Origin of the sequence: Massilia orientalis (assembly GCF_030411975.2) — a bacterium.
GTDB lineage: Bacteria > Pseudomonadota > Gammaproteobacteria > Burkholderiales > Burkholderiaceae_D > Telluria > Telluria orientalis.
Genome location: NZ_JASNRB020000051.1, coordinates 1 through 15,924 on the forward strand (window position 1 = coordinate 1; position 15,924 = coordinate 15,924).

The 15,924-nt window shown below is 52.2% G+C and carries 13 protein-coding genes and 4 pseudogenes; 11 read left to right on the top strand and 6 right to left on the bottom strand.

What is annotated here, in order from left to right; genetic code table 11:
• On the bottom strand, positions 1-354 hold a 354-nt coding region (locus tag QPK29_RS32720; RefSeq protein ID WP_400189934.1), incomplete at its 3' end, for an acyl-CoA dehydrogenase family protein.
• Positions 355-477: 123 nt separating this feature from the next.
• Here QPK29_RS32720 and QPK29_RS32725 point away from each other — a divergent pair.
• From QPK29_RS32725 to QPK29_RS32740, 4 genes are all read left to right on the top strand, one after another.
• Positions 478-1,386: a LysR family transcriptional regulator gene (locus QPK29_RS32725; protein ID WP_371772335.1), complete on the top strand. Its 909-nt coding sequence runs from the start codon at positions 478-480 to the stop codon at positions 1,384-1,386.
• 828 nt (positions 1,387-2,214) lie between these two features.
• The gene (locus QPK29_RS32730) at positions 2,215-3,024 is read left to right on the top strand and encodes a hypothetical protein (RefSeq protein ID WP_371772336.1); all 810 of its coding nucleotides are present in this window, start codon (positions 2,215-2,217) and stop codon (positions 3,022-3,024) included.
• Positions 3,021-4,337 carry an MFS transporter gene (locus QPK29_RS32735; protein WP_371772337.1) on the top strand — a complete coding sequence of 439 codons (1,317 nt, stop codon included), beginning with the start codon at positions 3,021-3,023 and terminating at the stop codon, positions 4,335-4,337. The genes QPK29_RS32730 and QPK29_RS32735 overlap by 4 nt, the downstream gene beginning before the upstream one ends.
• A gap of 273 nt (positions 4,338-4,610) precedes the next feature.
• Positions 4,611-5,363, top strand: a complete 753-nt coding sequence (locus QPK29_RS32740) for a TetR/AcrR family transcriptional regulator (protein WP_371772338.1) — start codon at positions 4,611-4,613, stop codon at positions 5,361-5,363.
• A 127-nt stretch (positions 5,364-5,490) separates the two neighbouring features.
• Here QPK29_RS32740 and QPK29_RS32745 read toward each other — a convergent pair.
• A pseudogene (locus QPK29_RS32745) lies at positions 5,491-6,235 on the bottom strand (transposase).
• A 515-nt stretch (positions 6,236-6,750) separates the two neighbouring features.
• Between QPK29_RS32745 and QPK29_RS32750 the strand changes: the two are divergent.
• The 7 genes and pseudogenes from QPK29_RS32750 to QPK29_RS32780 form a co-directional block, all read left to right on the top strand.
• Entirely contained in the window at positions 6,751-7,050 is a 300-nt protein-coding gene (locus QPK29_RS32750; RefSeq protein ID WP_371772339.1) for a transposase, read from the top strand.
• Positions 7,016-7,269 (top strand): annotated as a pseudogene (locus tag QPK29_RS32755) (IS66 family transposase); the annotation flags it as partial. The gene QPK29_RS32750 and the pseudogene QPK29_RS32755, both read left to right, overlap by 35 nt.
• Before the next feature lie 69 nt (positions 7,270-7,338).
• A pseudogene (locus QPK29_RS32760) lies at positions 7,339-7,546 on the top strand (IS110 family transposase); the annotation flags it as partial.
• A gap of 654 nt (positions 7,547-8,200) precedes the next feature.
• Complete coding sequence (locus QPK29_RS32765) at positions 8,201-8,611, top strand: type 2 periplasmic-binding domain-containing protein (protein WP_371772340.1); 411 nt, start codon at positions 8,201-8,203, stop codon at positions 8,609-8,611.
• Between the two features lie 42 nt (positions 8,612-8,653).
• Positions 8,654-9,808: a hypothetical protein gene (locus QPK29_RS32770; protein ID WP_371772341.1), complete on the top strand. Its 1,155-nt coding sequence runs from the start codon at positions 8,654-8,656 to the stop codon at positions 9,806-9,808.
• A gap of 74 nt (positions 9,809-9,882) precedes the next feature.
• Positions 9,883-12,222: a bifunctional diguanylate cyclase/phosphodiesterase gene (locus tag QPK29_RS32775; RefSeq protein ID WP_371772342.1), complete on the top strand. Its 2,340-nt coding sequence runs from the start codon at positions 9,883-9,885 to the stop codon at positions 12,220-12,222.
• Positions 12,223-12,395: 173 nt separating this feature from the next.
• Positions 12,396-12,551: pseudogene (locus QPK29_RS32780) on the top strand (IS30 family transposase); the annotation flags it as partial.
• A 55-nt stretch (positions 12,552-12,606) separates the two neighbouring features.
• Here QPK29_RS32780 and QPK29_RS32785 read toward each other — a convergent pair.
• The 4 genes from QPK29_RS32785 to QPK29_RS32800 form a co-directional block, all read right to left on the bottom strand.
• Entirely contained in the window at positions 12,607-12,789 is a 183-nt protein-coding gene (locus QPK29_RS32785; protein ID WP_371772343.1) for a transposase, read from the bottom strand.
• A gap of 45 nt (positions 12,790-12,834) precedes the next feature.
• Positions 12,835-15,111, bottom strand: a complete 2,277-nt coding sequence (locus QPK29_RS32790) for a xanthine dehydrogenase family protein molybdopterin-binding subunit (protein ID WP_371772344.1) — start codon at positions 15,109-15,111, stop codon at positions 12,835-12,837.
• Complete coding sequence (locus tag QPK29_RS32795; protein ID WP_371772345.1) at positions 15,104-15,559, bottom strand: (2Fe-2S)-binding protein; 456 nt, start codon at positions 15,557-15,559, stop codon at positions 15,104-15,106. Before QPK29_RS32795 ends, QPK29_RS32790 begins: the two co-directional genes overlap by 8 nt.
• A gap of 243 nt (positions 15,560-15,802) precedes the next feature.
• A complete protein-coding gene (locus QPK29_RS32800) occupies positions 15,803-15,913 on the bottom strand; it encodes a DUF1302 family protein (protein ID WP_400189936.1) in 111 nt (36 codons plus the stop codon).
• Positions 15,914-15,924 lie beyond the last annotated feature (11 nt).

Below are 15,924 nucleotides of genomic sequence, written 5' to 3' on the forward strand. Positions count from 1 at the left end.
GAATTCGTAGATGGGCACCATCACGAGCGACGACTGCACGCTCATCATCGAGCGGTAGCCGGAATCGACGCGCTCGATTTCGCGTGCTACTAACCCATAGCTGACGTAGTTCAGGCCCGTCCCACCATAGGCCTCAGGAATTGTTACACCCAACAGCCCTAACTCCCCCATCTCGCGGAAGATTGCCACATCTGTCTCTTCGCGACGGAACGCTTCCAGGACACGCGGCGCTAGGCGCCCTTGACAATAAGCATTGGCCGAATCGCGCACCATGCGCTCGTCGTCGGTCAGCTGTTGGTCGAGCAGCAAGGGGTCCTCCCAGTGGAATGCAACAGAGGTGTTCTTGGAACTCATTTCAAGACTCGTTATGAAGTTAATCGCCCAGCCAATGTACAATTAGAATATGGAGAGGACAAACGCTTTCTACGCACTCACCTGTGCATAAAACTCACTTCAGAACATCCTAAACGCCTAGTCATGCGCCGCAAGATTCCCTCTACCCTTGCCCTGTCCGCGTTTGAAGCGGCCGCCCGGCACCAGAGCTTTACCAAAGCAGCCGACGAACTAGCCGTTACCCAGAGCGCGATTTGCCGCCAAATCGGGGCGCTCGAGGATTTCCTGGGCGTCAAATTGTTCCAACGTGGGCGGAGAGGGGTTATCCTGACACCGGCCGGAATCGTCTACAGTCGGAAGGTCGCGGCACGCCTCAACGATGTCGAGCGCGACACGTTGGATCTTATGGCCAAAGGCGGAGAAGGTGGGACACTAGAACTCGGCGTGGTGCCGACCTTTGCCACCAAATGGCTACTGCCGCGCATGCAGCAATTCAATCAGAAATATCCGGATATCACTGTAAACCTGAGCGTACGTACGCGACCCTTCCTGTTCGATGAAACACCTTTGGACGCTGCCATTCATGCTGGTCAGTCAATCTGGCCGGGTACGGAGGTAACGTTCCTTATGCACGAACATCTCGTCGCGGTGGCCAGTCCGAAACTGATCGCTCCACACACTCAACTCGAAACCGCCGAAAACTGGCAGCGCTATACACTCATACAGATGAGTACACGTCCCTATACCTGGCGCGACTGGTTCCAATCGCGGGGCCTTAAGGTCGAAGGCAACTTGGCGGGGCCGCGTTTCGAACTGTTTTCGATGGCTGCCGAAGCTGCAGTACACGAGATGGGAATCGCTCTGATTCCACGACTGATGATTGAAGATGAACTGCAGCGAGAGGTACTTGTGCCTGTGACACGCCATGTTTACTCGAGCGACCGTAGTTATTATTTAATCTACCCAGAGCCAAGCTCGAGTAATACCGCTTTAATCGCGTTTCGAGAATGGATCGACGCAGAAGCGACCGCCTACTGCAAAACGTTGAACTAATTTCCTATTCCTTAGTGATTAGCAAATTTTCCTTATAGCCAACAATAGCCGTTACTCGGCTGACGAGAATAATCTTCCGACGCTACGCTAACAGTTTCATTCTGATGCGTGGCGCCCTGTGGGCGACACGAACTACGGCGTGGCTGCCATTCGGCCGTTCATCGGTGGTTGGCCCAAGCGCCCTGCCGCCGCCAAGAGGCAAGTTACTTAACAAAATAGGGCACTTTCCTTCAACGGACGGCTAAGGACTAAGGTGTGGCAGTCGCACATTTGCTCCACCCCGCAGGATAATCACGCATTTCCGTGGTAAGCAATCACACATTTCCTTCGTTGCACGAACTTGAAACGGACCGCTGACAGGCAGCGGCTTGGCCATAGTGTTGCTCAGGAGTAGAAATAGGCGAATGCCGACGGGGCTGGTTAGGTAACGCAATGGGCCTACCGAGGGATCAGCCGGGGCAACGCCGAGCCTTCCGGCTAAGGCAACTCGTATGACAAGCTACAGTGAATCGAAATGAAACCCTGGTACGCGCGCTGATTGATCTGGCCGGCGCCAAACCGAAATCCAGTTAATCGGCTATTTTCCAAGTACACCTATATCGATCTGTCTCCGCTAGATGAATCAAAAGGCGGTGACGAATCCATCGGTTTCTTCTACACACTGTAGAAGCGAATTATCTTCAGACTGCGCAACCTCCGGGAGTTAGCAAACTTTCCTCAAAACGCTTGCCAAATCACTCGCCATTTCATAATATTGGGCGGTCGACCGATTAGTTAGTTAAAACAACAATTGGCGTACCCCTATCCGTCATGAAGCTGGGAAGTCATATGGCGAAAACATACCGCATCGGACAGATTGTCCCCAGTTCAAACACCACCATGGAGACTGAAGTTCCAGCCATGCTGCAAACGCATTCCACGCTGCGCCCTAACGACCACTTTACCTTTCACTCCGGCCGCATGCGCGTGCAGAGAGTCCAGAAGGAAGAACTGGCCGCCATGGACGCCGAAAGCGACTGCTGTGCGCTAGAACTGAGCGACGCGTGCGTGGACGTGCACGGCTGCGCCTGCCTCGTCAGGATGGCAAGTTCCCTCATGGCAGCCCAACGGCACAGCGAGTCTATAGCTACGGAGCTATTTTCCCTCACCTCAAACACCGTGCTCATATTCCATTCCGCTAGTGGCCCTTGTGGTTGGACGATGGCAACCATCGACGTCCCCTGTGTCAAGGCGATCATCGCGGTAGAACCGCAGGGCGAGCCAGGATTGGTACACCCGCAGGGCATGTTTACCAGCCGCCTATGCTCAGCCGACTTCGTAGGTACACACGATCCTTATTTTTGCCCCATCGCCTTCGAAACGGGCGAAGCTACCGGGATGCGTGGCATGAATGCCAGAGCTTCTGAATATATACGAAAGCGTAGGCTACGACGTAACGCATCTGTGGCTGGAGCAGCACAGCATTCACGACAACGGCCACATACTTGCTTCGGAAAAGAACAGCGACGACATCGCAGCACTTTTCATCAATTACATCGACTCGCGCTTAACGAGGAACGGTTGACGGTTGTATTGCCGCCGAGCGTGCTCGCTTTACCCTTACTGGCAGATTTAACACTGATGGAGATAATTTTATGAATGAACCGGCTTTTTCGATACCTGCCCATACCGCTGAGAAGGCAATGTCCCTTGGTGGTCTGATGCGCACCCGGTCCATGGTCGCGACGAGTCTCGGCAACGGGCTGGAATGGTTCGATTGGACCATCTATGCAGTATTCTCCACATACATTGCCAAGGCGCTATTCAACCCGGCAGACCCCAAGTCTGCCTTGCTCAGCACGCTGGCCGTATTTGCTGTAGGTTTTGTTTCTAGGCCTTTGGGCGGAATTTTCTTCGGCAGGTTAGCCGACCGGAAGGGCCGCAAGGCAGTGCTGCTGAGCTGCATGCTGCTCATGGGCATTGGCAGTCTCATGATTGCGCTGATTCCCAGCTATGCGCAAATTGGTGGCTGGGCTTCATTTCTGATTCTGGTTGCGAGGTTACTGCAGGGCTTCGCGCACGGCGGTGAGTCCACTGCATCATATGCCTATGTGGCAGAAATTGCGCCTAAGGAACGCCGCGCCTTTTGGTCAAGCAGCATGTTCTTCAGCGTCGGGCTCGGAAGCATTCTGGCGACATTACTGGGCGCGATGCTCAACCGGTTGATCCCTACGGAGCAAATGAATGCATGGGGCTGGCGCCTTCCGTTCTACTTCGGCGCGCTTCTGTCCGTCGCGATCCTTTTCATGCGACGTGGAATGATGGAGAGCGATGTGCTCGAGTCTCATCTTGCCAGAATCCAGACGCCTAGCGAATGGAGCAAGGCCAAGATCCTTAAATGCACTATCGGCATTTTTTTCTATCAGGCCGGCGTAGGACTGCCTTACTACATCTGGACAGGCTACGCCGCTATCTTTGCAATAACGCAGCGAGGAATGGATCCGTCCAAAGCGTTCCTTGCCAGCGTGTTTGCGCAGATTGTCTACATCATCGCCACGCCGATATGGGGCCGGATATCAGATCGCGTCGGCCGCAAGCCCCTAGCAATCTTGTACTTTATTGCTGTAGCCGTCCTTTCCTACCCGTTGATCAAGTTTATCTCTGGTGACCCATGGACACTCTTCCTGGCTCAAGGGCTGATGCTCGCACTCACAGGTATTGTGGGCGGCACGATGCCTGCTATCCTTGCCGAGCAAATTCCTACGCGCTACCGGTCCCGTATTCTTGGTATCGCCTTGCCCATATCTGTAGCACTATTCGGCGGCACTGCTCCATACCTGAGTAGTTGGTTCAGCGGAATGAAACTTGAATGGGCATTCAACGTCTATGTGGTCATCATCGTGCTCATTGCCGCCTACGTGGTCTGGGGCTGGAAGGAAACCAAGGGGATTGACTTGCGCGACGTCGCGTAGGAGAACTGGTCACACTATAGCGGTCACTGGTTTTCCGCCTTGCCACATGGCATAGCCGGAGCTATGCTATATTTGTTCCTTTTACCCTCGACACTCCGTTTGCTGCTCTGAAGAGTTTGGCGACCTCGAGGGTAATGCACTATCGCATCGCATTGATATTTATGCGTCAACGCAAACGCCAGCTTAAGTTGAGCGTCTTAGACTTTTGGTTGGTATTGGCGACATCTAAACGCCAGCAAATAGAATTTGGTCCGCAAACTTAGGATTTTGCAAATGCAAGAAGTCGAAAAATCCGACCGCAAGTTGGAGCAAACGAGTGCATCCAACGCCAAATGTGATGGTGGCAGCATTTCCGGGGTCGGGAAGCGCCGCCCTGGCCGGCCCGCTGTCGACCGGGACATTCGTAACATTATCCTAGACGTTGCCGAGCAACTGTTTGCAGAGAAGGGTTATGTGCTAACAGCAACGCGAGAAATCGCGCAGCAAGCGGACGTACGTCAGTCGATGATTTCTTACTATTTCCAATCAAAACGTGCGCTGTTCGAAGCGGTATTCAAGCGCCGCGCGATTCGATTGGCTGAACAACGTGAGCAGTGCCTTGATGAGCTTCTTGCGAGGACCGGTGGCAAACCCGCCGTAGCAGAGGTCATTCGAGCGTACTTGGCTCCGCAGTTCGCACTCAAGCGAAGCGGGCCTGGCGGGATGGCGTTCGTGCGGCTACAGGCAAGACTTCACAATGAGCCGGAGGAATTTGCCTTTCAGTTACGAAGGGAGGTGTATGACCGCTGCGTCAAGCGTTACGTCGCCGTGCTAGAACGTTTGTTGCCTCACGTGGATCCAGCAGATATCAATTGGCGAATGGTCTTTCTAGTGGGTACGTATCTCTACATGATGGCGGGAGTAGATCGACTCGAAGACCTATCAGACGGTCGCTTCAAATCCGCAGATCTTGATGAGCTCACCGCTCGCATGACAAATTTTTTGGCGTCTGGATTTGAAGCACCGTCAACCCCTCAAGAATGGTGAGCAATGTCCGTTTTAGCTCCGTCAGCATAGTAAAAATCGATCTTAATCGAACCGGTTTTGGAACCCAAATCAATCATTTGAATGCTCGGTGTACTCATGCCGAGTTTTGACTATTGGACCGACCTTTTCATCTATGCTTTCGGGGCAACAGAATAGTGAATCGCCACGAGATTTCTAGACACTCGACAGCCGGTGTAATGCCGCCCAGTGCCATGTTGGGGCGGTCGTGGTTGTAGGTCCACAGCCAGCGGGTGGCAAATTCATGGATCTCGTCGAACGTTTCAAAAAGATGGTGAGCCAGCCAATCGTAGCGCACTGTTCTGTTGTAGCGCTCTACGTAAGCGCTTTGTTGAGACTGGCCTGGCTGGATAAAATCGGTGCAGATGCCGCGCCTGCCAAACCCTTTTGTGGTTCCACTTGAACCATTTAACGTTGCGCAGGTACAGGAAGTACAGCCCGAAGCCCCAGTTCCGCTGGTTGTTCATAAGCCGTACCAGCCAGTCGGCGATGACAGCGTTTTCCGCATCCAGCTTGGCCTTGTACCGGTAGCAGGTCCGGCTGATGCCAAACGCCCGACACGCCAGGTTAATTGTGGCTCACCGCTGCGCCACGGTCCCTTGTCAACGCCTCAGCGACGATCTCGGCCTTGAGCCACTTCTCGGCATACATCTTCTTCAGGCGCTAGTTTCATACTCGAGCTCTTTCATTCGTGCCAATCAAGGATGCGTCCATGCCAGCGTACCTAGCACGCCACTTGTAGAACGTAGCATTGCTAATGCCGTGTTCGCGGCACAGCCCGGAACTGGGCTGCCGCCCTCGGCCTATTTGAGCATGGCAATGATCTGGGTGTCTGTAAAGCGGGACGTCTTCATGTAGAGCTTTCTGTTCTTAAGTAGAAAATTCCATTTCTGTACGCGCTCTTTTTGCGGGGGGGGGGGCATTACCCAGCCACTTTACGAGAATTTACACGCATTGCCAAATCAGCTTATCCAAAAGGTTCTTAATTTCGGCATGGGGACCGGCTCGTCGAGGTGCATGAAGTGCGCTATTCTCCGCCAGGCTCGCTCATGGGCCCCACCGGCTATGTCCGCACGCATCCTCGGCCAACGCAGTCACCCGCTGCTGCGGCAGCTGCCCAAGCGCTCCCTGCGCGGGCTTTCCTTCCGATCGCCAGCTCCAGCCGGCACCGTCGACCTCGTTCTTTTGCGCGACCGAAAGCCCAGGGCGGTGCGCACCTGCCGCAAGGGGTCGCCCTGCTCGCCCCCTGTTGTGGCGCCCTTGCAGCAGCTTGAATCGCCATGAGTTTTCTAGACACTAGACGACCGCTGATGGGGCTCGCCACTCCGGTAGGCATTACTTACCTATGATTAGAGCATAGGAGAAATGAATGAGTACACGGCGTTACCCGCCGGAATTTAAGGAAGAAGCAGCTAGGCAGATTGTCGAGCGAGGCCACCCTGTTCCGGGGGTTGCGGCCCGGCTGGGCGTATCGGCACGCAGGTTGTACAAGTGGCTCAAGGCAGTGATGCCAACCAAGGACGAAAAGCAAAGTGCCGAGCTGGTCAAAGCAAAAAGCGAGATTCTGCGGCTACATTTGCAAATGTCGCGGCTAGAAGAGGAGCGAGATCTGCTAAAAAAACCACATCATACTCTATCTCGACGAAGTCGATATCCCGAGCGACAATAACTTGGCCGAGAATCGGATTCGGGCGGTTGCCCTCGGGCGTAAACAACTGGCTCTTTGCTGGCAGCCTGCATATCGGACGGCGTGCCGTGGCCATCATGAGCCTGAAGCCAGTCTTCATGACTCAACCGGCACCATGCCTTTGTCTATATGAAGGATGTGCTCGAACGCCTGCCATCCCAACCGGCCAGCGGCATCGACGAATTGCTGCCGCATCGCTAGCGGCCCTCAACGTAGCGCTAAACCGCTTTCGGCCTCAGGACGGGACGACGAGGTGCGTACGATGGCCGTCAGTTTGTAAAGCGCTACGCCAAGACGAACAAGAACGATGCGGCCGACGCAGGAGCCATCTGTGAACGAGTCACGCGGCCGAATATGTGTTCCGTGGCAATTAAGACAGAGGCGCAGCGGGCATTGTTCGCGATTCACTGGGCATGACAGAGATTCGTCAAGGCAAGGACTGGCCAGGCCGACCAGATCCGTAATTTGCTGGTTAAATTCGGAATCGTCATTACATAGAGGATTTGCAATCTCGGCCCTCAATCGGCAATGTTGGATGAAGCTACCGGACAGTTACCTCGGGGCTTCAAAAGTTTGCTGCAGCGGCTTGCCGAGAATCTGAAGGAACTGGACCGTCAGGTTCGAGAACTGGAATAAGAGAAAAAGCGGGCGCCATTTTATTCTTCGCATTGTTCAGTAACGTTTCCGTGGGCGTTCGCCAGTTGTAAAGCAAACATCTTCATGTCGTTAAGTGCGGCAAGACGATAAGAACCTCGATGACTTTTGCAGCCATATATCTCGAGCTATCAGCACACTCTTAACATTATATTAATCATGTTGTACCCCAGCAACATGGCTAACTAGAAACATTGCAATAATCCGTGGGCAGAAGATAGTTTAAGAATCCTTTTTACAAGTTTAACTGGATCGATAGGCTGTAAAAATACAAAGATTAACTACTTGAACATAAGAAAAAGAATCTCAAGCTTGTTTCGCCTACTATCCCGATGTAGACTTCTCTAGCGAACCTCGTTGACTCCGCCTGCCGTACCTTTCCCCTGTTTCATTTTTCAAAACGGCGTCCTGCGGACAATATTCTAGACAGTTGATGGCCACGACTATCGCGTAAGATATCAAAATTAAGGCATAGTTGATGAATCCGAAGTTAAAAATAATTGTCGCCGTCTCGCTTTGGTTATTTGGTATAAAACCGACCTTTGCCGAGCTGGCAATCGTCGTTAACCCGAAAAATCCAGTTTCGTCTATAGCAACGTCGACATTAAAACAGATTTACCTCGGTGGATCTGTCCTGTTTACTCCACTGGAGCAGGATGAGCACTCATCAGTACATGCCGAATTCTACAAGAAAGTACTTGAAAAAGAACCTGCTCAAGTTCAGGCAATTTGGGCCAAGTTGGTATTTACGGCGCGCGGAGGCGCTCCTCAAGTCTACCAATCCAGCACAGGAGTGAAGAGGGCACTCAGCGAAAACGTTAACGCGATTGGTTATATAGAGAAATCATCAGTCGACGACACAGTAAAAGTAATCGCGGTAATTCGTTAGATGCGACGATTTTTCTTGCAACGAAGTTTAGGAATCTGTTCAATGAGAAATTTGCTTATTGGCTTATCATTCGTGTTTTTGATGATAGCGACTGCCGGGGTCGACGCGGCCGACAAGAATAATGATGGAACGTTGACAGTCTCTGGCTTTTACAGCTTGACTGGCGCCAAATTGTTAAGTGATGCGACACGAGACACATCTAATTCATCGCTTTACCAGAATCATAGCTGCCCCTGCAATATTGCAGTGTACGAATACGGCGGTGTGTATGAAAAAGACCGAGGTATTAGATTCGACCAGGAATCGTTGCTGGGTATCCAAATAAGAAAGAAATTTTCGCCGACGCTGTCGGCAACCGCACAACTAGTGAGCCGATTACGGAATCCCAACGACGGATCTACTCCCACTATCGACTGGCTATACGTAACCTGGCAGCCATCGGGTAATTCTGGCTGGATGCTACAAGTGGGGAAAATGAGAATTCCTATTTATTACTACAGTGATCAGCTATACGTGGGCTACGCCTACCCATGGGTCAGACCGTCCGCGGATGTGTATGGCACCTCGATTTATTCTTATAACGGGATAAATGCTAGCTACCGTACGCAATTGGGCACTTCAGATTGGGCCTCGACCATCACCGCGTGGTCTGGAAGTTATACCCAAAAAGATGATGTGTACCTTACTCGGCTTTTTTTCGGACAACCAACAAATGAAGCTTGGAAACGAATGTTAGGTGGATCCGTTGCGGTAACGAACGATGTGTTTGACATACGCGCCACAATGATGCACATGAATGATATCGTATGGAGAGACCGCGCGGGTGGCGCTCCTTCAACGACCATTGTCGACAAGTACAGCCAGTTTGCAGGGCTATCTATGAATATGGACTATAAAAATTTTCTGATAAAAAGCGAAATAGATCGAGCCGACGTGAGTGTCGGCAAGTACAAATACGGACTGTTAGGGATAGGTTATCAATTGGGGGCGTGGACCCCGATGTACACATACTCCCGCTATCTGGACGACAACTCCTCAGACAGCGGGCATACGCATGTAGCTTCGATACGCTGGGATTTCTACCGAAATATGGCTTTAAAATTTGAATACGATCTGGCTAAAGAGCATTTTCACCATTCGTACCCGATCTCTGAAAGATCAAGGCTGTTGTCGATCTCCTTGCAAGGAATTTTTTAGGGAAGCTACCTACCATAATTTAGCCAGTCTTTATCTCTTGTCGTTTTTGGCGTATTAGGATTTTCAATATATCCATGGAACCCAGCTTTAACCTCGACGCCGCGTCACGGAATGCGACTGCATTCTTATCGCGCTCTTCAAGCAGGGTTTTAGCTCCGCATGTTATTTTGCGTTTCCTCGCCATTCTATTGCTGCTGGCGATTTGGGGCACCACTTTGGGCTTCATCAATTCTGCGTCCGAAATAGCCGAGCGTACAGCCGCCACGTCAACCGGCAGACTTGCAGACATTTACGAAGCACAGGTTGCACGAGCTTTGCGGGAAATTGATCAAACGCTCCGAGTCGTCAAGTACGCTCATGACATGCGTGGTAACGACGCTGTTCTTCAAGAGTTGCAGGGCAAGGGATTATTGCTGCCCAATTTATGGTTTACGCTCAGCATCGCTAATGAGCATGGGGATGTTGTGGCAAGTACGAATGCTCGTGACCAAGATAATGTGACCGGGCGCGATTATTTCGAGCAGCAACGGCACAGAGACTCATTTTTTGTTGGCTTGCCGGATAAAAATCCAGATTCCAATCAATGGATGCTGCATTTCAGCCGAAGGCTCAGTACTGCGGATGGTAAGTTTTCCGGCATCGAACTCGTAACGGTATTTGCGTCATATTTTGTAAGCAGCTATGAGCCTACTGAAATGGGCGAGCATGGCGTGCTCGGGATCTTTGGGCTGGACGGAATCTTTCAGGTCAGGCGCAGCGGCGACATAGTGTCGGCAGGTGAACGCTTCAATTACCGTACGCTGATTAAGAACCTTGAGACCACGCAAGAGCAGGCCACGCTATCAACCAACGCGTGGGATGGTGTTAGGCGCTATACTTCGGTGCGCAAACTCTACGGGTTTCCTGTTGCAGTTGTCGTTGGGCTGTCGGCCAAGGAGCAGCTGGCCGCAACCCGACGTAATATTACAATTTACGTTTGGCGCGCGGTAGGGGCCAGCGCCCTCCTGATACTGATAGTCGCAATCCTAGACCGTATGAGCCGGCAACTCGCGTTGAGCCGACAGCGTGCAGTAGAGGAGCAGATTGCGCACGCCAAGCATGTCGAGCATCTCGCTTATCATGATAGTCTGACGACACTTCCCAACCGCAGCCTATTTAGCAAACTACTCGCACAAAACATTAGACAAGCGAAACGAAACAATCGGCAGTTAGCACTGTTGTTTCTGGACGTCGACCGCTTCAAACAAATTAATGATACGTTGGGCCACGAGGCAGGCGACCAGCTTTTGCGGGAACTCGCCCTCAGGCTTAAAGGTTGTCTACGGGAAAGCGATACTGTCGCTCGACTTGGTGGCGACGAGTTCGTCGTGCTGCTGCCGGAACTACATGATCAAACATACGCTGCAACCGTCGCTCATAAAATTCTTGCCGCAGTCGCTCAGCCATTTTCCCTGCTTGGCCAAGTACTCCATGTCACGACCAGCATCGGTATAAGCACATATCCTCGAGCAGGATTAGACGAACAAACCTTAACGAAAAGCGCCGACGTAGCAATGTACCAAGCCAAAGCGAACGGCAAAAATAATTTCCAGTTCTATTCAGAAGAACTGAGCTCGACGTCACTGCAGAGACTTAATCTCGAGTCAGCATTGCGTCAGGCTTTGAATCGGAAGGAATTCCGACTGCACTATCAGACTAGGCAGGACATCGACACCGGGAAGATCACCGGTATGGAAGCGCTTCTACGCTGGGAACATCCTGATATGGGTATGGTCGCGCCAATGCAATTCATACCGGTCGCCGAGGAAAGCAGCCTGATTGTTTCGATCGGCAAATGGGTGCTTCGGACCGCCTGTTTTCAAAACGTGGCTTGGAAGGAACAAGGGCTAGCGCCCGTTGTTATCGCTGTCACCTTGACTGAGCGACAGTTTTCCGACGCAAACCTGCTTACTGATCTGAAAGAGATACTCGCCTCAACTAGAATGGAAGCACGCTTCCTCGAGCTAGAGATTAGTGAAAGTATACTGATGCGCGATATCGGCAAAACGGTGAAAATACTTGAGAAATTAAGAGAAGTCGGCGTCCGGATCGCCATCGATAATTTCGGAATCAGTTATTTGTCTGTTGTGGCACAGCAGAAATTTCCGTTCGACAGTATCAAGATCGACCAGGCTTTTATCCATGACCTTGACCATCATGGCAAGACCACGACACTAACATCTTCGGTGATTGCCATAGGTAAGGCACTAAGCTCGACCGTCGTCGCGCAAGGCGTAGAGACGAAGGAGCAGGCCGCCTTCCTCTTAGAAAGCGCCTGCAATGAATACCAAGGCTTTTATGCCAGTGCACCGCTAACTTCTGACCAGATGACCGAGCTGCTTCGGGCACAGAAGGTTTTGCCTTTAGACTCATAGGTCTTTGTCTCTGATACCGTAACCTATGCAACCGCTGAACAATTCACTCGTCAGTGCCTTTATTCGCGAGGTCAGCGGCTTACCAGATGGCGCTATGCAAACGCTGACCTGAGACCGCGGCAGCGAACTGGCTCAGCGCAACGTTTTTCAGCTCATACTGCTGTGCAGATGTATTTTGCTATCCTCGCAGTCCATGGCAACGGGGAACGAACGAGAACGCCAACCGCTTGCTGCGCCAGTACTCCCCCGACGGGACCAACCTCGCTGAATTTTCGCAAGCGGATCCGAACCGGATCGCGTTCAAGCTGAACAGCCGCCCTCGGAAATGACTTCGAGCAGGCGCTGCCACGTGCCATTGCGTGACCAGCGAACGAAGCGGTTATATCAAGTTTGCCAAGGACCGTAGCGCGGTGGAAGGTCGCGCCAGGGCGCGCCTGTCCGTAAGCGCCACAATATCCCATTGGTCACATGCCGATGCTCGACATAAGCATGGCCGTGATGTGGGCTGGGCGGCAAATGTGGCTCCAACTGCCGCCACTGCTTTTCGGTTAGGTCAGTTCGGCTCATCGCCCTCTGACCTTCCCGACTTAACTTCGTTCAGTCAGACACACCCTAGGCAACCTGCACGCCGTGAGCAGTTACCGGAAGACCTCGAATTGGCGGACCGCCCGCGTCGGCGATCGCGTTCGCAACCGCAGCGATCACAAGAGGTACCGGCGTCTCACCAATACCATGCGAGTGAGCTTCGGAAGGTAGGAAATGCACTTCAACGCTGGGCATAGCGGCCATCTTCAGGATTGGATAGTCATGAAAGTTGGACTGAACAACCTTCCCGTTTTCCAAGCTAATCTGACTGTAAAGAAAGTCAGTAAGCCCAAACGCAACTCCGCCCTGAATCTGCGCAATTGCGTTATTTGGATTCACAACGCGGCCAGCATCGATCACGACAACGACTCGGTCAACCTTTAGCCCGTCTTTTTGCATCGATACTTCCACCATCGCTGCGGACGCAGCAGCAGAATACTCTGGCCAGTAGCTTTGGTCGTGAACGGCAATGCCCCGGCCCCTGCCGGGTGAAGATTTAACGGGCCATTTGACGGTGTCACGTAGCTTTTCCAATACGCGACGAAGCGCTACGATCCGGTCGAGCGCCAAATCCCGTTTTTCTATGTTTTGTGGCAACTCATCGGCACGTAGGAGTGCAAGCTGGAACTCAACAGGGTCCTGTCCACTCGCTCGAGCAATTTCGTTGAGAAAATACTGGTTCATCCAGTGATGTTGGGAAAAACCGACGCCGCGCTTCCATCCAAAAGGCGGTGGCGTAGTCCGCATTTCGTAGGAAACGCGGATATTCGGTATCAGATGGGGTAGACGAGCAGTTCCGTAGCTTTGGTCCTGGGCGCGACCGCCAACCGATGCCGATTCCCACGCTATCAACTTCCCATGTCCGTCAATGCCAGCTCTGAACTTGCTTAGTGTATACGGAGGATAATAACTGCGTCGGATAGACTCTTCACGCGTCCAAAGGAGTTTAACCGGCGTTCCTTTGACAGCTTGTGCTACTTGGACCGCCTGCGATACATAGTCACTATTAATGCGACGACCAAAACCACCGCCGGCAAGAACAGGATGTAGACGGACTTTCTCTACCGAGACATTCGCTGCTTTCGCCGCAATACGCAACGCTTCGTCCGGATATTGCGAACCTGCCCAAACCTCGACGCCGCCATCGCGCACAATGGCCGTACAGTTGATCGGCTCCATGGGCGCATGTTCAGCAAACGGCACCGAAAACGTCGCTTCAAACTGGCGCTTTGCTTTGCCAAGAGCAGCGTCTACATTTCCTTCATCGCGGACCACCTTCATTCCAGATCCCGGTTGCGCTAATGCCTTCTGAAAGTCTTCGGCGATGGCCTTGCTATTTGCGTTTGCGAAGCTACCCTCGTCCCATTCAACATGTAAGCTTTCAAGCACGGTCTTTGCGGTCCACCAGTCGTCAGCGATGACGGCCACGGCGTCGTCCATTCCAAAGTCGGCTCCCCACCCTGGCGTCGGGTCGTTAGACCCACTAGGGCCAGCCTTGATTCTTACAACATCGATAACGCCAGCGTGCTTCTTCGCCTCGGTCGCGTCGAACGCTTTCAGGCGGCCGCCAAAAACGGGGGACTGTCGAACAGCGGCATACTTCATGCCTGGGAAATAAATGTCAATACCGTAGGTAGCGGAACCGTCCACTTTTGATGGGATATCAACCCGTGGAACGGACTTCCCAATGTACTGCCATTTATCCGGCGATTTCAACAGCACGGTTTTTGGATCCGGAACAGGCATTTTCACCGCGTCGGCAGCGACGTCGGCATATAATATCGATCGGCCGCTAGCTTTATGTAGCACGCTACCCGCAGCAGTATCGAGCGTATCTGCCGGTTGATTCCAGCGTTTCGCAGCGGCATGGATCAACATTGAACGTATTTGCGCAGCCGCAATACGCGCCGGATCCGTCAAGTTCGAAATCCCGCCGCTGCCGAGCGTTGCAGTGTATACATAGACGTTATTATTGGCCAAATTGACGCTGGGATCGTAAAATTCCGGCATCACATCCGACCACTTCACATCGAGTTCTTCAGCAAGCAACTGAGATATGGATGTGAGTCCCCCCTGCCCTATCTCGGTCTGGGGAATCTTCAGAATTACTTTGTTGTCAGGCCTGATCGTTATCCATACGTTCAGCTCCTGCCCACCACTGTTAGCGGCAACTGCAGGGCCACCCGATTGTTGCGTATTCTTGTTTGGACTACATCCCGCCACTGTGAATAAGGCGCCCACAGAGGTCATCGCTGCGCCGATAAGGAACGCGCGGCGCTTGTTATTGAAGACTTGTTTAGACATGCTTTTCATCCTTCGCTACTGCATGTATGGCTTCACGAATTCTGTGATAAGTTCCGCAACGACATATGTTCGTAATCTGCGAATTTATATCTTCATCAGTGGGAGTCGGATTCTTCCTAAGGAAGGACACCACTGCCATGACCATTCCTGATTGGCAATAGCCGCACTGCGGCACCGCGTGCGCGATCCAAGCCTGCTGCACAGGGTGACCTTTGTCAGGGGCAAGTCCTTCAATCGTCGTGACTTTTTGCTTCCCTACGGCACTGACTGGGATTAAACACGACCGGACCGCCTCTCCACCTAAATGCACCGTGCATGCCCCACATTGTCCAATACCGCAACCGTATTTTGTACCGGTAAGGTGAACGTGATCACGCAAAGCCCACAGAAGCGGCATTGCCGGGTCAACATCTAACTGATGCAATTTGCCATTGACGTCAAGTTCGATTTTCATTTCGACTCTCACTAAAAACTAAGATCAATTGAATAGCGGCGCGCGCAATTAATCTCATTCAAACACCGATGCAGACCCGTGAAAAGACAACCGATAACGCAGACTTCATCGAAGACCGACTACCGCACTTCGGCCGAGGCAATCACCCATTGGTTCTCTTGGCAAGGAAGTATTAAAAAAGCAATATTGGCAAGAGTCCAGATTGAGATTTTGGTAAGGCCGGTGCGGTAGTTATACTCAGAATGTGCGGGTAAGGAAGAAACCAATGCTATCACGGTCTCCGTAAGCATTGGTGGTCGAATTGCCCCCCCAATACTTAACGTAATTGATGCCAGCTTGCCACTCCAGTGGATTCTGTG